This window comes from Gordonia sp. UBA7860, from assembly GCF_002500165.1.
Lineage (GTDB): Bacteria > Actinomycetota > Actinomycetes > Mycobacteriales > Mycobacteriaceae > Gordonia > Gordonia sputi.
The window spans coordinates 1-22,519 of the sequence record NZ_DLSO01000148.1; the positions used below are offsets into that span (position 1 = coordinate 1).

At 65.2% G+C, this 22,519-nt stretch carries 17 protein-coding genes; 8 read left to right on the forward strand and 9 right to left on the reverse strand.

Annotated elements, in window-relative coordinates:
- From B3T59_RS18830 to B3T59_RS18845, 4 genes are all read left to right on the forward strand, one after another.
- The coding region (locus B3T59_RS18830) for an ABC transporter substrate-binding protein (RefSeq protein WP_287004740.1) at positions 1–1,566 on the forward strand (1,566 nt) is incomplete at its 5' end.
- Entirely contained in the window at positions 1,566–2,525 is a 960-nt protein-coding gene (locus B3T59_RS18835; RefSeq protein WP_287004741.1) for an ABC transporter permease, read from the forward strand. The genes B3T59_RS18830 and B3T59_RS18835, both read left to right, overlap by 1 nt.
- Positions 2,526–2,539: 14 nt before the next feature.
- On the forward strand, positions 2,540–3,469 hold the full coding sequence (locus B3T59_RS18840; RefSeq protein WP_287004743.1) for an ABC transporter permease: 930 nt from the start codon (positions 2,540–2,542) through the stop codon (positions 3,467–3,469).
- A 1-nt stretch (position 3,470) separates the two neighbouring features.
- The gene (locus B3T59_RS18845; RefSeq protein ID WP_287004745.1) at positions 3,471–5,183 is read left to right on the forward strand and encodes a dipeptide ABC transporter ATP-binding protein; all 1,713 of its coding nucleotides are present in this window, start codon (positions 3,471–3,473) and stop codon (positions 5,181–5,183) included.
- 32 nt (positions 5,184–5,215) lie between these two features.
- Here the strand turns inward: B3T59_RS18845 and B3T59_RS18850 are convergent, their stop codons facing one another.
- On the reverse strand, positions 5,216–5,395 hold the full coding sequence (locus tag B3T59_RS18850) for a hypothetical protein (protein ID WP_287004747.1): 180 nt from the start codon (positions 5,393–5,395) through the stop codon (positions 5,216–5,218).
- Between the two features lie 128 nt (positions 5,396–5,523).
- On the opposite strand from B3T59_RS18850, the gene B3T59_RS18855 reads away from it, so the two are divergent.
- Positions 5,524–6,426: a LysR family transcriptional regulator gene (locus B3T59_RS18855; protein ID WP_287004749.1), complete on the forward strand. Its 903-nt coding sequence runs from the start codon at positions 5,524–5,526 to the stop codon at positions 6,424–6,426.
- Positions 6,427–7,079: 653 nt separating this feature from the next.
- Here B3T59_RS18855 and B3T59_RS18860 read toward each other — a convergent pair.
- From B3T59_RS18860 to B3T59_RS18880, 5 genes are all read right to left on the reverse strand, one after another.
- On the reverse strand, positions 7,080–8,159 hold the full coding sequence (locus B3T59_RS18860; RefSeq protein WP_287004751.1) for an ABC transporter substrate-binding protein: 1,080 nt from the start codon (positions 8,157–8,159) through the stop codon (positions 7,080–7,082).
- Between the two features lie 67 nt (positions 8,160–8,226).
- Positions 8,227–9,120: an ABC transporter permease gene (locus tag B3T59_RS18865; RefSeq protein ID WP_197502319.1), complete on the reverse strand. Its 894-nt coding sequence runs from the start codon at positions 9,118–9,120 to the stop codon at positions 8,227–8,229.
- Positions 9,117–9,926: an ABC transporter permease gene (locus B3T59_RS18870; RefSeq protein WP_287004753.1), complete on the reverse strand. Its 810-nt coding sequence runs from the start codon at positions 9,924–9,926 to the stop codon at positions 9,117–9,119. The genes B3T59_RS18865 and B3T59_RS18870 overlap by 4 nt, the downstream gene beginning before the upstream one ends.
- Entirely contained in the window at positions 9,919–10,833 is a 915-nt protein-coding gene (locus tag B3T59_RS18875) for an ABC transporter ATP-binding protein (protein ID WP_251722101.1), read from the reverse strand. Before B3T59_RS18875 ends, B3T59_RS18870 begins: the two co-directional genes overlap by 8 nt.
- A gap of 87 nt (positions 10,834–10,920) precedes the next feature.
- Positions 10,921–12,330: a DNA polymerase III subunit delta' gene (locus tag B3T59_RS18880; RefSeq protein ID WP_287004756.1), complete on the reverse strand. Its 1,410-nt coding sequence runs from the start codon at positions 12,328–12,330 to the stop codon at positions 10,921–10,923.
- A gap of 84 nt (positions 12,331–12,414) precedes the next feature.
- Here B3T59_RS18880 and B3T59_RS18885 point away from each other — a divergent pair, with 84 nt between their 5' ends.
- A complete protein-coding gene (locus B3T59_RS18885; RefSeq protein ID WP_064863151.1) occupies positions 12,415–13,959 on the forward strand; it encodes an adenylate/guanylate cyclase domain-containing protein in 1,545 nt (514 codons plus the stop codon).
- An 88-nt stretch (positions 13,960–14,047) separates the two neighbouring features.
- Here B3T59_RS18885 and topA read toward each other — a convergent pair whose 3' ends face one another.
- From topA to B3T59_RS18900, 3 genes are all read right to left on the reverse strand, one after another.
- Positions 14,048–17,122, reverse strand: coding sequence for a type I DNA topoisomerase (topA, locus tag B3T59_RS18890; RefSeq protein WP_287004759.1), 3,075 nt, complete (start codon positions 17,120–17,122; stop codon positions 14,048–14,050).
- Between the two features lie 212 nt (positions 17,123–17,334).
- Positions 17,335–17,937, reverse strand: a complete 603-nt coding sequence (locus B3T59_RS18895; protein WP_064863149.1) for a hypothetical protein — start codon at positions 17,935–17,937, stop codon at positions 17,335–17,337.
- Positions 17,938–18,122: 185 nt separating this feature from the next.
- Positions 18,123–18,326: a cold-shock protein gene (locus B3T59_RS18900; RefSeq protein ID WP_005171662.1), complete on the reverse strand. Its 204-nt coding sequence runs from the start codon at positions 18,324–18,326 to the stop codon at positions 18,123–18,125.
- A 403-nt stretch (positions 18,327–18,729) separates the two neighbouring features.
- On the opposite strand from B3T59_RS18900, the gene B3T59_RS18905 reads away from it, so the two are divergent.
- Together B3T59_RS18905 and B3T59_RS18910 are read left to right on the forward strand one after the other, a co-directional pair.
- Entirely contained in the window at positions 18,730–21,105 is a 2,376-nt protein-coding gene (locus tag B3T59_RS18905) for a DEAD/DEAH box helicase (RefSeq protein ID WP_287004764.1), read from the forward strand.
- Between the two features lie 162 nt (positions 21,106–21,267).
- The coding region (locus B3T59_RS18910; RefSeq protein WP_287004766.1) for a hypothetical protein at positions 21,268–22,519 on the forward strand (1,252 nt) is incomplete at its 3' end.

The following is a 22,519-nucleotide window of genomic DNA, read 5'->3' on the forward strand; positions in this document are numbered from 1 at the left end:
CTCGCGCTCGTCGCACTGCTGACGATGGCCACGGCCACCGCGTGCACCTCCGCCGTCGCGCAGCAGCAGAACTCGACAGCGACCGCCCTTCCGCCGGGCCACAAGCCGCCGCAGGGCGGCACCCTACGGGTCGGTGTGCTCAACGACCTGAGCCCGAAGACCTTCCTGCAGATCGGCACCGGCAGCATGAACGGCCACGTGGTGTCGAACGTCTTCGACACCCTGATCCGCTACTCGCGCGACGATCTGACCGTCCGGCCGGCGCTGGCCACACGCTGGCAACTCGCTCCAGACGGACGCTCCGTCGCACTCGATCTGCGCGACGACGTGCGCTACCACGATGGTCGGGCATTCACCTCGGCCGACGTCGAGAGCTCACTGAAGGCGTACACCGCGGGGCCGTGGACACCGCAGTTCAAGCGGACCGCCGCAGCAGTCACCGGCTACGACACCAGCAATCCGCACCGCGTGGTGCTGACCTTCGACCATCCGCTCAGCAACATCTTCGACCTGCTCGACTCTGCACCGATCATCGACGGCAACACTCTCGACGGGCTGCGCGCGGGCAAGGTGTTCAACGGAACCGGACCGTTCCGATTCTCGTCGTGGCAACCGAATTCGGATGTCCGCCTGGTACGCAACGACTCCTATTGGGGTCCGCGAGCCAACCTCGACGCCATCGACCTCGACATCATCACCGACCAGCAGGCGCTCTACACCCGACTCCGCACGGGCCAGATCGACCTCGCCTACGGACTCAACAACCACGACCAGGAATTGGCAACGCGCCGATACGGATTCAACAACATCACCTACACCGGCGCCGAGCAGCAGGAGTACGTGGGAATCAACGTCGCCAATCCCGCTCTGGCCGACGTCCGCCTTCGTAAGGCTATCGCGTTCGCCATCGACCGCGAACGCATCATCGACGACGTCTTCCGCAAGAGCGGCTACGTCGTCAATCTGCCCTGGCCCAAATGGTCTCCCGCATACGACGCGGCGAAGAACACGACATACACGCGCGATGTGAAGCGGGCCCGCGAGCTCGTCGCCGAACACGGTCAGGTTGCACCGATCACTCTCGACTACTCCACCCAGGGAGTTGACCGAGTGGTCGCCCAGATCGTGCAGTCGAACCTCAAGGACGTCGGTATCCCGGTCGAGTTGCGCCCCAACGACAACACCGTGCAGTCGTCCAAGCTGATCGGCGGCAAGTTCGACGGAATCTGGTTGCTGCAGCACGCCTTTGCACAGTTCACGCCGTCGACCCTCGCCGTCTCGGCGTACCCGTTCAACGCGGCGAAGAACTCCTCCAACTACGTCAACCCCGACTACGCGAAGGCCGCCAACGCGGCCTGGAACGCGGCCGATCCGACGTCGCCCGCCGCGCTTGCCGCGTATCGACAGCTCGACGACATCTGGTTGAACGATCTGTTCCTCGTCGAGATCGGTGTGGTGTTCCAGCAATCCGCGGCGTCGCCCGCCGTCGGCAATGTCGATTGGGACAGGCGTGCCCAACTTCACCTCGGCGAGAGCTATCTCAACACGCAAGGACGGAACTCCTGATGGCCGGATATCTGTTGCGCCGCATACCGACGGCGATCCTGGTGCTGTTCGTGGCCTCGGTGCTGATCTTCGCGATCGTCCGATTGATACCCGGTGGACCGGAATCAGCGCTCGCAGGACCCGACGCCACGCCCGAACAGTTGGCGGCGATACGCCACGATCTCGGCCTCGACCGTGGCTTCATCGCACAGTACGCCTCCTGGATCGCAGGCATTTTCACCTTCGATCTCGGCAAGAGCTACCAGGTCGGTGGCGAGATCAGCTCGCTCGTCTCGTTCGGACTCGTCCACACCATCCTGCTCACCGTCACCGCGCTGATCCTCGCCGTCCTCCTGGCGCTGGCATTGAGTCTGTCGGCGACGATCTTCGACAACCGCATCGTCAATTCCCTGGTCACCGGGGTGAATGCAGTGGCGATCGCGGTTCCGACCTTCGTCGTCAGCACACTGTTGATCCTGCTGTTCGGCGTCCGCTGGCGCATCCTTCCCGCTGGCGGCACCCCGCCGGACGGACTCTTCAGCCAACCCGGCATCACCGCGCAATACCTCCTGCTGCCCGCCGTCGCCCTGGCGCTCCCGGCCGGCGCCACACTCGCCCGCTTCTTGACCGAAGCGCTGCGCACCGAACTCCGGCAACCGTATGCGACCACCGCACGGGCACTCGGAGTATCCAAGCGCGACATCGTCATTCACAGCGCGCTACGCAATGCGCTACCACCGAGCCTGACCGCGCTCGGGCTGGTCACCGGAGGTCTCCTTGGCGGCGCGATCCTCGTCGAGGCCATCTTCGGTTGGCCGGGACTCGGCCTCCTGACCGAGCAGGGCATCTTCGCCCGCGACTATCCGCTCGTGCAGGTGCTCGTGCTGCTCTCGGTCGCGGTGTTCGTCGTGCTCCAACTGCTCGCCGACGTGCTCCACGCGTGGCTCGATCCCCGAATCCGCCTGAACTCATCGAATTGATTGGCAGGTAACCGATGTCGACCTCACTCACCACCTCGTCCGGCTCGACGTCCGCGACCGGGGCCTCGGCTGCAGATATCGAACCGGGCCTGATCCCGGAGTCGCCCACCGACAAGGAGCGACGTCGAACCCGGACGCCGTTGTGGCGCAGTCTCTTCACCGGGAGCGGCCTCGTCGGAAGCGTCCTGGTGCTCGGCATCGTCGCGCTCGCGCTGCTCGCACCACTGCTGACGTCGTACGGCCCCGACCAGCAGATCGACGGCGCGTACCTGTTGCCGCCGGGTGCCGACCACTGGTTCGGAACCGACGACCTCAACCGCGACGTCGCGACCCGGGTGCTCTACGGCATCCGGGTGGATCTGCTGATCATCTTCATCGCCGTACCGATCGGAGCCCTTCTCGGTACCGCGATCGGCGTGCTCTCGGTGTCGCACCCCATCTCAGATGTCATCGCGCAGCGCACCTTCGACGTCATCCTCGCCTTCCCGGCTCTCGTTCTCGGCATCGCCCTGACCGCCGTACTGTCGCCCGGCGCAACCACGATCGGCATCGTCATCGTGCTCGCGGAGATCCCCATCTTCGGTCGACTGGCCCGCACGTCGGTGCTGCGCGTCAGAGAACTGCCCTACGTGGAGGCGGCGCGTGTGAGCGGCGCGCGCAACAGCTACGTCCTCCGCCGCCACGTACTGCCCAATTCGATCGAGTCACTCGGCGTCCAGTTCGCGCTGTCGCTATCGCTCGCCGTCTTCGTCGAAGGGGCACTGAGCTTCCTCGGCATAGGAGTGACTCCCCCGACGCCATCCCTCGGCGGCATTCTGTCGTCCGGGAACAGCTACCTGGAGACCAATCCGTGGTTCTCGGTGGCGCCGCTCATCGTGATCACGGCACTCGTCCTCGGTTTCTATCTGATTTCCCAGTCCATTTCGCGGAGTAGGAGGCAGTGAGATGACCAACGCTGCAGAGAACGACCACACAGCAGTTGATCCCGCACCCGCACTGGAGGTCGACTCCCTTCGGGTCACCTTCGACTACCCGCGCCCGGCCGTCTCCGACATCAGCCTGCGCGTCAATCGCCGCGAGATCGTCGCCCTGGTAGGCGAATCCGGTTCCGGCAAGACCATGACAGCACGCGCGGCGATCGGCCTGCTCCCCGAGCACGCGGTCGCGACCGGTTCGGTCAAGGTCGACGGCGTCGAGGTGTTGAACGCCTCCGAACGTGAACTCAACACGATCCGCGGCACCGGTGTCGCCATGATCTTCCAAGAGCCGCAGACCGCACTCAACCCCGCACAGACCGTGGGATGGCAACTGCGCCAGGCGCTGCGGACACATCAATCGATCTCGCGACGCGATGCTCGACGTCGCGCCGTCGAACTGCTGTCGCTCGTCGAGATCCCCGACCCGGAGCAGCGGGTCGACTACTACCCCCACCAACTCTCCGGCGGCCAGAAGCAGCGCGTGGTGATTGCCCTCGCGCTCGCGAACGATCCAGCACTGCTCCTCGCCGACGAGCCGACGACGGCGCTCGACGTCTCGGTACAGCGTGAAATCCTTGACCTGCTGCTGCGTCTGCGCGGCAGGATCGACGCCGGAATCCTACTCATCACACACAATCTCGGTGTCGTCGCCGACATCGCCGACCGCGTCGTCGTCGTCCAACTCGGCGAGGTCGTCGAGCGGGGAACTGTTTTCGACATCTTCGCTCGGCCAACACAGCCGTACACCCGTCAACTTCTGGCCGCAGTTCCAAAGCTGCCGACCGTCGACTCCACGGACGACGAGAGTGCCGGCGCGGCATCAGATTCCGACGCCGGCACCGATATTGACGACGCTGCCGATGCGGGAGCACCCGTTCCCATCGTCGCCGTCGAGCATGTCACCGCGGTGCACCGCGGCGGCTTCGGACGCAAGCCCGTCATCGCACTCGACGACGTCTCGCTGCACGTCGATCCCGGAGAGGTTGTCGGGGTTGTTGGCGAATCCGGTTCGGGCAAGACAACTCTCGGCCGGTCGATCGGCGGACTCACCCACCTCAGTGGCGGCAGGATCCTGGTCGACGGACACGACCTCGACGCCGTCGACCGCACACAGTTGCGCTCGCTGCGGCACACCATCGCGTTCGTGCCGCAGGACCCGACAGCGTCGCTCGACCCGCGCTTCACCGTCGCGGAGTCGATTCGCGAGCCACTCGACATCCAGCACATCGGAACGCGCGCAGAGCAATCGACCCGCGTCGACGAGCTGCTCGACGCCGTGCACCTGCCCCGCTCGTTCGGCGACCGACTTCCGCACGAACTCTCCGGCGGTCAGCGTCAGCGTGTCGCGCTGGCGCGGGCACTGTCGGTGCGGCCTAAACTCCTCATCGCCGACGAACCGACCAGCGCGCTGGACGTGTCGGTGCAGGCACGTGTGCTCGAACTGTTCGCAGAACTACAGCACGAACTGGGCTTCGCGGCGCTCTTCATCAGTCACGATCTCGCCGTCGTCGAGCAGGTTTCTGATCGCGTGTACGTGCTGCGCAACGGGCGGGTCGTCGAACACGGGTCTGCGCGAGATGTGCTGACCCGACCGCGCGAGCAGTACACGCGCGCACTGCTCGACGCCGTGCCGTACCCCGATCCGCAGCGGCGTCGGGAGTCGAGCGCAGCGTTGGCCTAAGGTCCGGCGACAGCGAAACCCAAGGACGAAACCTAGGACTTCTCTGTGTCAGCCTCAGCCTCGTCCGCCGCGCTTTCGCTCTCGTCTCCCGCGGCATCGTCGTCGGCCAGCGGGTCGTAGCCGGGAACACCTTCGAGCACAGTCAGCTCGTTGTCGATGGCGGCACCGACGGCCTTCGCGTCGTCTTTGATCTTCTTGATGAAGTCCGACATCTCGCTCCCTTGTCAGTGGTCGGGAATCCTACGAACCGCACGACCCCACTGCAGGCCGCGCAGTGACCACCCTACAAGGCCACAGACCGTGCTTGTGAGCAGACGAGGCGTTGCCTAACGTCATCGGCATGCCCGCACGACGACTCCCCGATATCGCCGCGCTGGAGGTCGTCGTAGCGGTCGGCAGACTCGGCAGCATGGGGGCCGCCGCCCGCGATCTCGGACTCAGCCAGCAAGCCGTCAGTTCGCGTGTGCGCGCCGTCGAGCACGAACTCGGCGTCGAGATCTTCGTACGCTCCCCCGCGGGTGTCGAACCGACCGAGAACGGTCGTCTGGTTCTCGAGTGGGCCAACGCGCTCGTCGAGCGGGCAGCCGAGTTCGTCGCAGGCGTCGACACACTGATCGGCAACCGGCACGCGACGCTGGTCGTCGCAGCGTCGATGACCGTCGCCGAGTATTTGGTACCGGGCTGGCTCACCACGCTCACCTCGCGTACCGGAGCACGAATCTCGGTGCGCCCCATGAATTCCGCCGAGGTGATCGAGACTGTGCGCTCCGGCGACGCCGACCTCGGATTCGTCGAAAGTCCCGGCGAGACAGCCGATCTCGACGCCGCGCTCGTCGCCACCGACGAGCTGTACGTAGTCGCCGCTCCGGGCCACCGGTGGTCACGCACGGGCACGGTGTCGGCAGACGAACTGGCGTCGACGCCGCTGATTCAGCGCGAACCCGGCTCCGGAACACGGATCACCTACGAGAAGGCGCTGTCGGAGCTCGGACTCGTCGCCGCCGACCCACTCATCGAACTGCGCTCGGTCACCGCAATCAGGTCGTCGGTATTGACGTCGAACGGGGCGACTGTGTTGTCGCGACTGTCGATCGCCGACGACATCGCGGCCGGACGCCTCGTCCGCATCGACGTCGACGGGTTGTCGATGGTGCGCCCACTCCGTGCCGTGTGGACATCGCACATCACCGTGCGCGGGCCCGCACGAGAGCTGCTCGACGTCGCACTGGCCTCCACTACCTGATTGTGTGATCGCACAGTCCGACGCCACATATTGGGTGAATAGCACGGTGATTGTGATGCAGAACGCGTGGATTCTGACAACAGTTCAGAAATTCAGCCCGTGTTCAGGAGGTACATCATGGCACTCGAGGCCACCGGCGCCGTTGCCGCAGGAAGCGATCGTGCGGGCGTGATGACCTGGCCGACGCGGTCGTCGTCGGCATAGGGTCGACGCCCGCCACCGACTGGCTCGCGGCGCCACCGAGGTCGACCCGTCGGGAACGGTCACCGAGAGCCTGGACGACGACGGCGTCGTGCTCTACTCCGACGGCGACCGCGTGGTCGGAGCAGTGGCCGTCGACGCCCCCGGGCGGATCGCCAAGCTGCGTCGAGCATTGTCGGCTGAGCTATTTGCCGCGCGACCCTGATCGTCGGCGTACCCCACACGGCACCGCCAGGAACACCACTGCGAACCGCCACAATCACGAGACGCGAGATGACCTGCGCCGGCGACACAAGCCAACGATGGCCGGACACCGGATAGCTGGTCCCAGTGATCATCTCGCCAGGCGCCAAGCAGCACCCATGCCATTCGTCACCGAATCCGGTGACGTATGTCAGGGGCGGCGAACGCATCGCGCGTTCGCCGCCCCTGCAGGTGTGTCGTGAAGGAGATCAGGCCTTGATCAAATCCGGGTTCTCCTTGTAGACCTCGTTGATGAGCGACATGTCGAAGATCTGCGCGGGCTTGAGGGTGTAGCCCGCCTTGCCCAGCGCCTCGATGTTCTGTGCGATCAGCGCGTCGGTCATCGTCAGCAGACCGTTCTTCTTCGTGTCCTCCGACACGACGAGCGTGTTCTGGGCGGTCGCTTCCTTGATCTGCTCATCGAGGTTCAGATTCAAGTCCTTGCCGTACTTCTCGACGGCGAGCTTCGCCGAACCCGCAGGATCGGCGACGGCGTCGTTCCAACCCTGCACCTCGGCCTTCAGGAACGCCTTGAGCTTGTCGCGCTCGTTGTCGATGGTCTCCTGCTTCACCACGAGTGTCTCGGCGACCAGGGGGAGTCCGAAGTCGGCGAAGAGGAAATTGGTGTTGGCAAAACCGCTCTCGGCCAACGTGATGGGCTCGTTGGTCACGTAGGCGACCCAGCCGTCGACCTCGCCCTTGGTGAGCGGCGTCGGGTCGTATTGCACCGAGATCTTCTGGACGTCGGACTCTTTCATCCCGTTGGCGGTGAGCAGTGCCTTGAACACATTCTCGTTGGACGCCTGCACGCCGATCTTCTTGCCCGCCATGTCCTGTGGGGTCTTGATCGGCTTCTCGGCCGACGACACGATGCAGAACGGGTTCTTCTGGTAGGTGGCCGCGACGGTCATCAGTTTGGCGCCCTGCAGAATCACCGGTGCGGTGAGCTGCGGCGCGGTGGTGCCGATCCACACCTTGTTCGACGTCAGGCCGGTCTCCACACCGGTACCGGCGCCGCCACCGGTGATCAGCTCGGGCGTGCCGAGACCGCCCGCCTTGTAGTACCCCTTCTCCAAAGCCCAGTATTCCCCAGCGAACTCGATGTTCTTCTGCCACGAGAGCTGCGCCTTGGGATTGTCCGACGACGCCCCGCCGGACGAGCTACTGCCACTACTGCAGGCCGCGAGCGCCCCGGACACGCCCAGTGCACCCGCGGCACCTCCCGCAAGGAGCGAGTACCGAAGAAAAGCGCGACGATCGAGTCCGCCGCTACGCACGGAATTACTCATTGGGTCTTCTTCCTTTCAGGTGGATCGGGCGAGGATCACCCGACCGGGCTGGCCACGATCAGCAGCCTCAGTTCTGCTGCATACCCATCTGGGCCAGGACAATTGATTCGATGACGCCGACGATCGCGTAGAGGATGATCGACGCAACGGTGATGACGAGCACCGATGCCCACAGCTCGTTGTATGCCGCCGCGGGCAGCGCTTGCTGCAGCGTTGCACCGAGTCCCTTGTTGGTGCCGAGCCATTCGGCGACGGTCGCGCCGACGAGCGCACCGGGAACCGAGATCTTGGCGGCACTGAACAACGAGGGCACTGCCGACGGAATTGCGGAGCGTCGCAACGCAGTCCATCGATTACCGCCGTACACAGCGATCACGTCGTTGATCTGTGTGGGCGCGTTCGCCAGGCCGGTCATGATCATGACGAGCGCGGGAAAGAACACCACGATTCCACCCATCACGGCGACCACCCCGATCCCCCGCCCGACGACGAGCGTGATCAGCGGTGTCATCGCGACCAACGGCACCGAGCGAAGGAGCATCGCTATCGGCATGAATGTCTGTGCGGCAGGCCGTGATACGACGAACAGCGCCGCAACGAGTAGCGCAGCGGTCATTCCCACGACGAAGCCGATTGCGGCGTCGGTCAGGGTGATCGCGAGATTGTCGAAGATCTCCGACCTCGCGTCTGCGGCGCCCGGCTCGGTGAACAGATACTGGAAAACCTGGACCGGGGTGCGTCCGATGATCGGCCCTATGTCGGGGAAGGCGAGCAGGAACAGCCACCAGATCACCAGAATCAACACGAATGACGCGACGAGCGATCCGAGGAACTTGGTGATCTGCCACAGCAGCGCACCGATGTTCGGGCCTGTCGCAACACTTTCCGGGAGCCCGTCTGCTGGAGTCGATGCGTCGGCGACCACCACGTCGGCCGTCGAATCGGTTGTGGGAGCGCTCATCCGAACACCTCCTTACCTGCGGCCCACCGCGTCGCGAACCGGGCGACGACGGCGACGATCGCGTACCCGACGCCGGCGACGGCACCACAGATCAGCGCGATCGCCCACACCTGCGGGATGTCGCCGCGCTGCTGCGCCACGATCATCGCAGGACCGGCGCCCCTGTCCGGCATCGCGAGGAACTCTCCGAGAACCGCACCGAGAATCGCAGCCGGTGCCGCTATCTTGATGGCGGCCAACGTGTTCGGAAGTGCAGCCTCGATCCGCACGCGCCGCAACTGCGACCATCGGCCTCCGCCGTAGACGCGGATCAGGTCGAGGCTCGCCTTGTTCGGAGAACGCAGCCCGCTGAGCGTTCCGATCATCGTCGTGAAGAACACCGAGATGGCCGCGAGAAAGATGATCATCGTCTGCACCTGCGCGAAGGCGACCTGGATGATCGGCGCCACGGCGATGATGGGTGTGCAGTAGGAGATGATCGCGAGTTGAGTGGCCAAGCCCTCGATCGGCGGTATCACGATCACCAGAAGTGCCAGCAGGATCGCGAGCAGATTGCCCCAGAAGAAGCCGCGTAACGCCAATTCGATTGTGGACGAGAAGTTCTCGGCGTAGTAGCTCCATTCCGTGTCGGCGATGGTCTGGACAACAGCCCACGGTGTCGGGATCGTTCCGTGGAACCATTCCAACGCGCCGGCGAGCGACCAGAGTACTAGCACGCCGACGATGCCGACGAGTCCCGCGGCCCATCGGTCGGCGCCTGCGACCGTGCGCGCCGACGACGTCCGTTCCACCACGGCGCTAGCCACTCGTGGCCTCGGAGATCGCGTCGGCGTCGGCTGTATCGGGAACGTCCCTGTCGGGTTCGGATGCGGCGTGCTTCGCAGGACCGTCGGCCGCCTTACCGCCGAACAGCAAGCCGGACAGATGGTCATGCAGCGCATGGAATTCCGGTGTGCGCATCATCTCGGGGACACGCGGTCGGGGCAGATCGACGGGCACCATCTCCACGACGCGACCGGGGCGCGGACTCATCACCGCGACGACGTCGGAGAGAAAGACCGCCTCGGCGATCCCGTGGGTCACCATGAGTGTGGTGGCGGGCTTCTCGGTCCAGATGCGGAGGAGTTCGATGTTGAGACGCTGACGGGTCATGTCGTCGAGGGCGCCGAACGGCTCGTCGAGCAGCAGCGCGGTGGGTCGCACGACGAGTGCCCGTGCGATCGAAACACGTTGTCGCATACCGCCGGACAGCATGGCAGGCTTGGCCTTCTCGAATCCGGTGAGGCCGACGAGCTCGATCAGGTCCGAGACCAACGCGTCGTCGGACGGCATGCGTCCGACCTGGAGCGGCAACCTGATGTTGGATTCGACGGTCCGCCACGGCAACAGGGCAGAATCCTGAAAAGCGATGCCCAACGAGTGATCTCGCTGCAGCTCGGTCGGCGACTGGCCGTTCATCAACGCGGTGCCCGACGTCGGTTCCTCGAGTCCCGCGAGGATGCGCAGTACCGTCGACTTACCGCATCCGGACGGGCCGAGCAGCGACAGGAACGAACCCTCCGCGGTCTTCAACGACACGTCGGAGAGCGCGGTGACCGTGTTGGTCCCGCGCACCGACCGGCTGGTGAAGGTCTTGGTCAAGCCGGAGATGTCGATGCCGGTGCCCGGCGGACGGTCAGACCCGCGCGACGTCGCCCCCTGTGCAGATGTCATGGGTTGCCACGCTAGAAGCGTTGTGTTTCACCGTGATTACCCGGCGGTTACTCCGGGCGTCGAGCGCGACACGTGGCGCTCCGGCGATCAGTTCGAGCGCATGACCTGTCCGATGGTGGCAACCATCGCGTCGACGGCGAACTTCGGCTTCACGTTCTGGTCAAGGACTTCACGACATTCCAGGACGGCTTCGACACAGCGGAGCAACTGTTCCGGAGACGCATACGCAGCCATCGGAATCGCGATGTCGGCGGCCTTGTCCGGGTGCATCGCCGTGACCTGCGCACCCATCGAGACGACGAGGGCGTCGCGGTAGAGAGCGGCGAGGTCGACGAGTGCACGGTCGAGGGTGTCGCGTCCGACGCGGGTGGCGCGCGACTTCTGCCGCTTCTCGAGCTCCTTGAGCGCACCCGCCGTTCCGCGTGGAGGTCGGGCGGTGCCCTTACCGGTGCCGCCTGCGCCGAGGGCGGTCTTCATCTCCTCGGTCTCGGCTTCGTCGCGTTCGGCACTGATCGCCTTCGCCGCGGCGTCGGCCGACTTCACCAATTCCTCTGCGGCCGCATAGGCCGTCGAATCACGGGTGGCCGCACGTGCGAGCGCCAGCGCCTTGTCGCGTTGCTCGCGAGCCTCGGGGTCGGTGGCAAGGCGGCGGGCACGTCCGATGTGCCCGCCGCAGACCGATGCCGCCCACCGCGCGGCGTCGGCGTCGAGGCCGTCGCGGTCGACGAGGACGCGCTCGATGTCGGCGACGGTCGGCGTTGCTAGCGGGACATGCCTGCATCGCGAGCGAAGCGTGACGGAGATGTCTTCGGGGTCGACAGACGGTGCGCACAGCAGGAAGACCGTGCGGGACGGCGGCTCCTCGACGACCTTCAGCAGCGCGTTGGCCGCCTGCTCGGTCAGCCGATCAGCATCTTCGACGACGACGATCTGCCATCGACCGGTACCCGGCCGCCGCGCGGCAGCCTGCACGATCTCGCGCATCGAGTCGACGGAGAGACTCAGCCCCTGCGGCACGATGTGCCGAACGTCGGCATGCGTCTGAGCCATGACCGTGACGCACGCACGACACTCACCGCATCCGACGACGTCGGGATGCTGGCACTGCAGCGCCGCCGCAAAGCACGTCGCCGCAACCGATCGACCGCTTCCGGGCGGCCCGGTGAACAGCCAAGCGTGCGTCATCGACGCCCGGGGCACGACGACTGACGCCGGCGTGGGGCCATCGAAGATCGGGTCGTCGAAGCCTGGGCTGTCGAGGTCTGGGCTGTCGAAGTCTGGGCTGTCGAAGTCTGGGGCGTCGAAGTCGGCAGCGTCCAGGATCGATGCGCCGAGCTCACCAGCGACGTCGTGTTCGGCGGCGTCGAAGTCAGCGGCAGCGGGGGCGGACGGTCCTGCGTCGAGGCGTGAAGCGAGGACTCTGGCGGCCGTCGCGGCGTCGGTCAGCTCCTGCGCCACTGCCCGCTGGCCGGTCAGCCGGTCGAAGACATTTGTCACATCGCCAGCGTAATCCGCAGTTCGGACACCCCAGCTTGTGGATGAACGTTTAACAATTGCAAGCAGCCAGCTACCGTAAGGGACGTGGTTGAACGTCGATCCAGGCTGTCTTACGGCTTGCACCTGGCCAGATGGCTGGCGCGCACGCCGTGGCCGATCCTCGCTCTCGACCTATTGCGCGCAAATCTCGTTGGCGCGTTGTTCACCTTCGCGTTTCTTCGCTTCGGTATGCCGTCGCAGGATTCGTTCAAGTTCAACGACATCACCGCACTCAATCAGGGCATCTTCCTCGCCTATCTCCTCCTGGCGATGATCGTGGGCGGCGCGCTGAGCATCAAACTGTCGCTGCCGGTGCTCGTGTGGCACCGACGTCGAACTCGACTCGACAACGACATGGCCCGCAAGCGAGCGCTGCGGCTGCCCGTGACGTTGTCGCTGGTCAATCTGGGTCTGTGGGTCATCGGTGGTGTGCTGTTCACCGCGGTCAACCTGACCGTCTCACACAAGGATGCGTTCATCGTTGCCGTCGCCAGCGCGATCGGCGCACTCGTGACCTGCGTGCTCAGCTTCCTCCAGTCCGAGAAGGTGCTGCGCCCCATCACCGTCGCCGCGATGGCCAACAACCCGGACGACGCGATCGCGCCGGGCGTGACCACACGCATCGCCGTCTTCTGGGTGATCAGCGTCGTCGCGCCGATGGTCGTGATCGTCGGCCTGATCCTGCTGCAGCGCATTCACTTCATCGAGACCGACGCTGTCGGATTGCTACGCCCCATCCTGTGGATGTGTTTGGCGTCACTGGCGTTCAGTCTGCTGGCCATCGTGCGCGTCGTACGCGCCATCAACGACCCCATCAAGCAACTCCGCGCCGCCCAGACCCGAGTGAGTGAAGGTGACCTGAACACCGCCGTCAAGATCTACGACGGTTCCGACCTGGGACTTCTGCAGGCGGGCTTCAACGACATGGTCGCCGACCTGCGTGAGCGGCAGCAGTTGCGCAACCTGTTCGGCCGGTACGTCGGCGAGGACGTCGCGCGCAAGGCCATCGAGACCGGAACAGAACTCGGCGGCGAGGAACGCTACGTCGGCGTGCTGTTCGTCGACATCGTCGGATCGACGCGGCTGGCCGTGAATCGGCCACCACGAGAGGTCGTCGACCTGCTGAACGAGTTCTTCCGGGTGGTGGTGGCCGTCGTCGGACGCCACGGTGGATTCGTGAACAAATTCCAGGGCGACGCCGCGCTCGCCATCTTCGGTGCACCGCTGAACCTCGACGACTTCGCCGGTCAGGCACTCGCCGCGGCGCGGGAGATGCGCCAGGAGTTGTGGGAGACACTCGGCGACACCGACATCGGTATCGGGGTCTCCGCGGGCAAGGCCATCGCCGGGCACATCGGCTCGGAGCAGCGGCTGGAGTACACGGTGATCGGCGACCCGGTCAACGAGGCAGCCCGGCTCACCGAACTGGCCAAGGACGAACCGACCCGCGTGCTGGGCTCGGCCCGCGCGGTGTTCCTCGCCTCCAGCGAGGAGGCGAAGAACTGGGACATCGGCGAAGGCGTCGAGCTGCGCGGCCGCGGCATCGAGACACTGCTCGCCCGCCCGCACCTGTCGCCGTATCGACGCTAGGTGGTGGCGGTGGTTTCGACACGGCAGCTCGCTACGCTCGCGGCCTGCTCAAACAGCGGAAATGCACCGCTGATCGAGCTTGTCGAGATCACTCCTCGGCCGGCGGCGCGCTCTTCTTTGCGGCGGTCTTCTTCGCCGTCGTCTTCTTGGCGGTCGTCTTCTTGGCCGCAGTCTTCTTGGCCGCGGTCTTCTTCGCGGCCGTCTTGGTTGCGGTCTTCTTCGCCGGCGTCTTCTTCGCGGTGGCCTTCTTCTTCGTGGCCTTCTTCGCCGGGCCGCGGGCGCGGCGGTCGGCGAGGAGTTCCATCGCCCGCTCGGGGGTGATGGTCGCGACGTCGTCGCCCTTGCGCAGGCTGGCGTTGGTCTCGCCGTCGGTGACGTACGGGCCGAAGCGGCCGTCTTTGATCACCATCGGCTTGTCGCTGACCTCGTCGTTCTTCTCGAGATCGCGCAGCGGGGGCGCTGCGGCCTGCCGACCCCGACGCTTGGGCTCGGCGTAGATCTTGAGCGCCTCGTCGAGCGTGATCCCGAAGATCTGGTCTTCGTTGGCCAGCGACCGCGAGTCGGTGCCCTTCTTCAGATACGGGCCGTAACGGCCGTTCTGCGCGGTGATCTCGTCGCCGGACTCCGGGTCGGCGCCGACGACCCGCGGAAGCGAGAGCAGTTTGAGCGCGTCGTCGAGCGTGACCGTCGAGATGTCCATCGACTTGAACAGCGAACCCGTCCGCGGCTTGGGTCCGGCCTTCTTCGCAGCCTTCTTGGCCGTCTTCTTTGCGACCGTCTTGGTGGCCGTGCCACCGCCCGCGGGCGCGTCGTCGAGCGGCACCACACCACCCTCGCCACCATCACGAGGGGTCGGACCTGCGGGGATCGTGGACGGGGCAGCGCCGCCATCCGAGCCGTCCTCGTCGTCGTCGGACGGCAGGATCTCGGTGACGTACGGCCCGAATCGTCCTTCCTTCGCGACGATCTCGTGCCCGCTGACCGGGTCGACGCCGAGCGAGCGACCCTCCTGCGGCGTCGAGAACAGCTTCTCGGCCACCTCGAGCGTCAACTCGTCGGGAGTCATATCCGCAGGTAGATTGGCGCGCTGCAGATCCGGTTCCGCGTCGGGCGACGTCGCAACATTGCGTTCGAGGTACGGCCCGAACCGGCCGACACGCACATAGACCGGGCGGCCCTGCTCGTCGTCGAACAGCTTGATCGAGTTGACCTCGCGAGCGTCGATCTCCTCGAGGTTCACCCCGACGAGCTTCTTCAATCCGCCGTGCTTGGCAATGTCGGAGCCTGCGATCTCGGGCACTTCACCCTGATCACCGCTCGACGAATCGTCGGCCGCCTTGTCGCCGAAGTAGAACTCGGTCAGCCAGCGGGTGCGGTTCTCGTTGCCGTTGGCGATCTGGTCGAGATCGTCTTCGAGCGACGCCGTGAAGTCGTAGTCGACGAGGTTCTCGAAGTACGCCTCCATCAATCCGACGACCGCGAACGCGATCCACGACGGGACGAGCGCGCTGCCCTTCTTCACCACGTAGCCGCGGTCCTGGATGGTCCCGATGATCGACGCGTAGGTCGACGGCCTACCGATACCCAACTCTTCGAGCACCTTGACCAGCGATGCCTCGGTGTAGCGCGCGGGCGGGTTGGTCGAGTGACCGTCGGCCTCGAGGTCCGTGGCGGTGAGGTGCTGCCCCTCGGTGAGCTGCGGCAGCCGCGTCTCGGCGTTGTCGGCCTGGCCGCCGGCCTGCTCGTCGACCGTCTCGACGTACGCCGACAGGAAGCCAGGGAACGTGATGGTCCGACCCGATGCCGCGAACGTGCAGCGTTCACCGTTGCCGCCCTGTCCGCTCGCGGTGCCGGCGATGCGCAGGCTCAGCGTGGTGCCGCGCGCGTCGGCCATCTGCGACGCGACGGTCCGCTGCCAGATCAACTCGTACAGTCGGAATTCGTCGGCTTCGAGCTGACCGGCCACCTGGCCGGGAGTCCGGAACGTCTCGCCCGAAGGGCGGATCGCCTCGTGCGCCTCCTGCGCGTTCTTGACCTTGCGGGTGTACTGACGCGGCGTGGCATGAACGAAGTCGGCACCGTACAGATCACGAGCCTGTGCCCGCGCAGCGTTGATCGCCGACTCACTCAGCGTCGTCGAGTCGGTACGCATGTAGGTGATGTAGCCGTTTTCGTACAGCCGCTGCGCGATGCGCATCGTGCGATCGGAGGTGAACCGCAGCTTGCGGCCGGCCTCCTGCTGCAGCGTCGATGTCATGAACGGCGCATACGGCTTACGTGTGTAGGGCTTCTCCTCCACCGAGGTGACCGTCATGTCGGCACCGTCGAGGGCTGTGGCCAGGGCCGTCGCCCGTTCCCGATCAAGTACGACGACGCCGTCGGCTCGCTTCAGGTTGCCGCGTGAATCGAAGTCACGACCGGCGGCGACCCGCGCGTCGTCGACCGACACCAACCGCGACGAGAAGGTGCGCGGGGTCGTCGACTCACCTGCGTCGAGCGTGGCGTCGACGTCCCAGTACTCGGCCGACACGAATGCCATGCGCTCACGTTCACGTTCGACGATGATCCGCGTCGCCACCGACTGCACACGGCCCGCCGACAACTTCGGCATGACCTTCTTCCACAGCACGGGCGAGACCTCGTAGCCGTAGAGGCGGTCGAGGATGCGTCGGGTTTCCTGAGCGTCGACGAGGTCGATATCGAGGTCGCGCGGGTTCTCGGCCGCTGCGCGGATCGCAGGCTCGGTGATCTCGTGGAACACCATGCGCTTGACCGGGATCTTCGGCTTGAGTGTCTCGAGCAGATGCCAGGCGATGGCCTCACCCTCGCGGTCGCCGTCCGTCGCGAGGTAGAGCTCGTCGACGTCCTTCATCAACGACTTCAGCTCGGAGACCGTCGACTTCTTGTCTGCCGAGACGACGTACAGCGGCTCGAAGTTGTCGTCGACGTTGACACCGAGCCGCGCCCAGGGCTGGCCCTTGTACTTCGCCGGAACGTCGGCGGCGCCGCGCGGCAGGTCACGAATGTGACCGCGCGACGACTCCACAACGTAGTTGCCCCCCAGATACCCCGCGATCTTGCGCGCCTTGGTCGGCGACTCGACGATCACCAGTCGTCGGATCGCTTCTCCTTTTGCGGGCGCGGTGGTGCTGGTCTCGGCCAACGGGTGTCCTTCGGTTTGGACCCGCCCGCCGCGTGCCGGTTGGCTGACGGATGGGGTCTCGTCTCGTTTGAGGTTTGTACCTTATGTATAGCGCCATTTGCACATCCGAATTCACGATGGGCGGGTATCCACCACGCAATTCGACGACACTGCCGCCCATAACGCCTGGTCAACGCTGAATATGCCGAGCGCGAAACGAACTGTGTCGTTCGTCAGTCGCTGACGTCCGGCCAGTCCGCACGTGCTCCCGCGAAGTGCGGCGCCTCGCCGACATACTCGCAGAGACGAGCGAGTCGACGACGACCCGAGATCCGCAGTGCGGGCGAATGGATTCGCGTGCCAACAAGAGTAGGTGCAATCCCGGTCCGCATCAGCGCAGTCGCGAGTTGTGCATGGGTATCGGGCGCATGTGGATCGAGTCCGAGCTGGTAGTGCCCGGCATCCGACGATCCCGCGGCGATCGTCCAGAGTCGCAGCGCACGAGGACCAGGAACCCAGCCTGCGGGAACAGCCTTGACCGCGCCGCGCGACCAGGTGGCGTGCAGGGCGTCGAGCAACGGTGTGAGTGCGCTGCGTGCGAGCGGATTGCCCTCGTCGGACTCTGTGAGCTCGGTGTCGACGCCGCAGGCCTTCATCTCCTCGACCACGGCCGCCGCGCGCCACGGCGCGGTCAGCACGATCGATACGCGCGTACCACCCGCACCCGACCCACTACCTGCGACGCGCGACGATTGTCCGTGCGCTGCAAGAAGGCCGCCGAGGTCGTCGAGCGACGGCTCGTCGAGTTCGGCGGAGAAAAACGCCAATTGGCCCACGCACCAGACAATACTGGTGCCTTGCCTACTGGGACGTCGAACAGGGGGACGTCGAACACAGGGACGTCGAATGCGGGGTCACCGATTGGCGTCGGCGGCACAGGAAGGCTGACAGACGAACGCTCCCGCCCTCGAAAGAGGACGGGAGCGTTGCATCTATCAAGCTCGTCTGTTGAGCCGAAGTCTCAGACGGCGCGGACGCCGGTCGCCTGCGGACCCTTGGTGCCCTGTCCGACCTCGAACTCCACGCGCTGGTTCTCCTCGAGGGTACGGAAGCCGTTGCCCTGGATCTCCGAGTAGTGGACGAACACGTCGTCATTGCCCTCATCGGGAGCAATAAAGCCGAAGCCCTTCTCCGCGTTGAACCACTTCACAGTCCCCTGTGCCATTCCTGCAATCCTTTACATACATTCAAACTGTCCCGACACGCTGGTCACGTGTCGCGGCCGGTCGTACCGCCATACCTCGGAGAACGCCGATGGGAGAGTTCGTGGACGAACACCATTCTCCCCTGACAACTTCAGTACCACGGCTGCAACCCGATCCCGCGCGATCACCGCAATCAGCGATGGCCGCCCGGGAGCTGCGGCCGAACTCAGTCAATCATGTTCGAGGCGACTTGGATAGTCGTCGCAATCACTCTGAGCCAAAACCACCCGATTTTTCGACGTTCGAGACCGAAAGGTAACATCGTATGCAAGGAAAACCTGCTGGCTATAGGACATAATCACGCACTCGCACCGATTGGGGCCTCGCGCGCCGAGATCGCCCGGTCACCACGACATTTCGTCTATGCACGACTCCACGTTCGGCACCGAACTTCTTCGTCGCTCACTGGCCGGAACAGATCCGGACTCCAGTCCGGTAACTCATCTCTCGGTAATCGATTCCCGCTCAGCAACTTTCGCGTCCTGGCCCGGATGGATTTCGAACGAGGTCCGTGCCGCTCTCGTCGATAGTGGAATCGAACGACCGTGGATTCATCAGACAGAGGCCGCCGACCACGCATTCGCAGGCCGACATGTATCGATTGCCACCGGAACCGCATCTGGCAAATCGTTGTCGTACCAAATGCCAATTCTGACGACGCTTCTCGCCGAACCACACTCGACCGCACTGTATCTCAGCCCGACTAAAGCTCTAGGTGCCGATCAACTCAAGGCGCTCACATCGATCATCTCCGGGCGCCGCGACTTTTCTCACCTCCAGCCGTGCGCGTACGACGGCGACACCGATTCCGAGATCCGACAGTGGGCTCGAGCACATTCGCGGTGGATCTTCACCAATCCCGACATGTTGCATTTGGGAATACTCACCGGTGTGGCCACGCCTGGCACACACGCCGGCGGACCGTCGCGCGGCCAATGGCGACAATTCTTCGCGCACCTGCGATACATCGTCGTCGACGAATGTCACCACTACCGTGGGGTGTTCGGCTCCAACACCGCGATGGTGCTGCGTCGACTGTTGCGTCTGGCACGTGCGTGCGGTTCTGAGCCGACGGTGATCGCGGCCAGTGCGACAGTCGCCGATCCCGCCGCCGCGCTCGAACGACTCATCGGCGAACCCGCGGTCGGGGTCACACACGACGGGTCGCCGCGTGGCGAGCGGACCGTCGCCCTATGGGAACCCGATTTCGTGCCGGGCGTAACCGGCGAGAACGATGCTCCGGTACGACGATCCGCAGATGCAGAGGCGTCCCGTCTCTTGGCCGACTTCGTAATCGAGGGCGCTCGCACACTGTGTTTCGGACGCAGCAGACGCGGCGTCGAGATCGCGGCACTGCGAGCTCGTGATCTGTTGTCGCACAGCGCTCCCGACCTCGTCGACAAGGTGGCCGCGTATCGCGCGGGGTATCTCGCCGACGATCGTCGTCGACTCGAGGCCGCCATCTCCGACGGCAGGCTCGTCGGGGTGACGACGACCAACGCACTCGAACTCGGCGTCGACATCACCGGACTCGACGCGGTGATCATCGCGGGCTACCCCGGAACCATCGCCTCGTTCTGGCAGCAGGCGGGACGTGCTGGGCGCCAACGCGAATCCGGCGATGCGCTCGTCGTACTGATCGCACGCGACGACCCGCTCGACACCTATCTGGTCCACCATCCCGACGCACTACTCGCCACGCCTGTCGAGGCGCCGGTCATCGATCCGACCAACCCGTACATCCTCGCGCCGCACCTGCTGTGCGCGGCAACCGAGTACCCGTTGGGGGACAACGAGATCGAGCGCTGGGGTGCGCGCGGCGCCGTGCAGCAACTCGCCGCTGACGGTCTCCTCCGCAAACGGAAGGCGGGCTGGTATCCGGCCGCGGGCGTAGAACCCCACGGCGACATAGACATTCGCGGCGGAATCGGCGGACAGGTGCTCATCGTCGACGCGACGACGTCGGAACTTCTCGGGACCGTCGACGCCGGTCGCGCACCCGCAACTGTGCATCCCGGAGCGGTACACATCCACCAGGGCGAGAGCTACGTCGTCGACGAACTCGATCTCGACGAGGGCCTCGCGCTGGCTCATCCCGAGGAACCGGATTGGACCACGTCGGCGCGTGAGACCACAGACGTATCGGTGACGTCGGTCGTCTCGTCGAACACCTACGGACCGCTGTCTGTGGCGTTCGTCGACGTCGACGTCAGCCATCAGGTCGTCGGATATCTTCGATCACTCCCGTCGGGCGAAGTGCTCGACGCCGTCGAACTCGACATGCCGCGTCAGACACTGCACACGCGTGCGGTCATGTACACACTGACTCCGGAGTCGCTGGCCGAGGTGGGTATCGACGCCACTCGCCTGCCCGGTGCCCTGCACGCCGCTGAGCACGCGGCGATCGGCATGCTGCCCCTCGTCGCGACGTGCGACCGGTGGGACATCGGAGGACTCTCGACCAACCTGCACCCCGACACCGGGCTTCCGACCGTCTTCGTCTACGACGGCTATCTCGGCGGCGCCGGCTTCGCCGAGCGTGGGTACGCGCAGTTCGCGACGTGGATCGCGGCGACCGCGGACGCCATCTCCGAGTGCGGCTGTGAGCTGGGATGCCCGTCGTGCGTGCAGTCACCGAAGTGCGGCAACGGCAATGAACCGCTCGACAAGGCGGGAGCCCTGAGCGTGCTGCGATCTATCACACACCTGATGCGAGATATGACGCACCTCGCAAGCTGAGTCATTTGTCCACGCCGTTGCGACGATTTGTCTCTTTTGTCGATCCTGCGTGCACAGTCATCGGCGGTGCACGCCGGCGAGTGGCGACGGTGTCCACCTCCGGGGTCCACCTGGGGACCCCGACTACTCATGACTGCTCGCCACCGGTTTCTAGGAGTGACAATGATGAACGCTGCCGTTCGCCCGCGGGCGAGCATGATGGCCCTTGCCGGGTTCTCCGTGGCGAGTGCCGCGGTGATCGGGGCCGTCCCCTCAATGAGCCAGGCAGCCACGTATGCCGCCGCCACGCCCACCACTGTGACGCAGGACGCTGCTGTAGCGGCCACCGCAGCCATGGCGGCACCACTCGCCGCAACATCTTCTGCTGCAACACCTTCCGCTACCGACACCGATCCGCTGGCGATCTACCAGCAGGTGCTCACCAAGGCGCAGACTGCCATCGAGAAGCTGAAGAAGACGGCGTCGAAGACCGAGTACCCGATCCTCAACCAGCTCCTGGCGAACCAGACCGCGCTGGTCAACGGCATCATCAACGGTGCTGTCGCCGGAGAGTGGAAAGCGGGCAAGGCAGCCGACTTCTCGCCGATCTGGACCCAGATCCAGGCCGCACTCGACGGCCTGGACTCCGCGGGCATCGAAGCCAACGTCACCGCGGCACTCTCCGATCAGCTCCCCAAGCTGCTCGAAGCCGTCTCGACGTCGCTCTCGTCCGGCGACATCGAAGGCGCGATGAACAACCTGCTGCTCGCCGTGGTCACACCGGTGTACTCCGTGATCAAGCCGACCAAGGCAGGCGGCGTGGTCCCGACACTCGTCAAGCTGCTCAACGTTCCGCTGAACGCCGGCCTCATCGCCGCGGGTGCGATCCCGAACGCCGACATCGCCGCTGCCATCTCGACACCGATCAGCAACGCCATCAAGGTGAACAACGTCATCGGCTCCGACTTCGCCTACATCGGGATGGGGATCATCAGCCCCGTCGCAGGCGGGATCGGCGGCTTCGGTCGGGGCGTGCAGAACGTGATCGACGCCCTGGGCACCAACGACCTCGAAGGCGCGCTGACAGCACTCGTCCAGGCGCCTGCCATCACGCTCGACGGCTTCTTGCACGGCGGCTACGGACCGAGCGTCGGCGGACTGGTGGGCGTCAACGGGCTGCGTGTCGTCAGCGGCGGCTTGCTCGGTGGCGGGCTGCAGCTCTTCGGCAAGGACGCAGATGGCAACCGCGCCACCATCATTCCGGGCACGGGCTGGGTGCTTCAGCGCATTCAGGAGGACATCCGCAAGGCCATCACGCCGGTGCCCCCGAAGACCGTGAGCGCCGACATGGCGACGCTTGTCGCGGCCCAGACCCACTCGACCGTGACTGCTTCTGACGTGGCTACCCCTACTCCCGATGCGGCTGCGACTTCTT

What these genes read in the sequence shown, in the direction of transcription:
- B3T59_RS18860 (WP_287004751.1), bottom strand. Translation starts at nt 8,159, where the DNA reads ATGAGTAATTCCGTGCGTAGCGGCGGACTCGATCGTCGCGCTTTTCTT.
- B3T59_RS18850 (WP_287004747.1), bottom strand. Translation starts at nt 5,395, where the DNA reads ATGTCGGACTTCATCAAGAAGATCAAAGACGACGCGAAGGCCGTCGGT.
- B3T59_RS18835 (WP_287004741.1), top strand. Translation starts at nt 1,566, where the DNA reads ATGGCCGGATATCTGTTGCGCCGCATACCGACGGCGATCCTGGTGCTG.
- B3T59_RS18900 (WP_005171662.1), bottom strand. Translation starts at nt 18,326, where the DNA reads ATGGCACAGGGGACTGTGAAGTGGTTCAACGCGGAGAAGGGCTTCGGC.
- B3T59_RS18905 (WP_287004764.1), top strand. Translation starts at nt 18,730, where the DNA reads ATGCACGACTCCACGTTCGGCACCGAACTTCTTCGTCGCTCACTGGCC.
- B3T59_RS18875 (WP_251722101.1), bottom strand. Translation starts at nt 10,833, where the DNA reads ATGACATCTGCACAGGGGGCGACGTCGCGCGGGTCTGACCGTCCGCCG.
- B3T59_RS18845 (WP_287004745.1), top strand. Translation starts at nt 3,471, where the DNA reads ATGACCAACGCTGCAGAGAACGACCACACAGCAGTTGATCCCGCACCC.
- B3T59_RS18865 (WP_197502319.1), bottom strand. Translation starts at nt 9,120, where the DNA reads ATGAGCGCTCCCACAACCGATTCGACGGCCGACGTGGTGGTCGCCGAC.
- B3T59_RS18840 (WP_287004743.1), top strand. Translation starts at nt 2,540, where the DNA reads ATGTCGACCTCACTCACCACCTCGTCCGGCTCGACGTCCGCGACCGGG.
- B3T59_RS18855 (WP_287004749.1), top strand. Translation starts at nt 5,524, where the DNA reads ATGCCCGCACGACGACTCCCCGATATCGCCGCGCTGGAGGTCGTCGTA.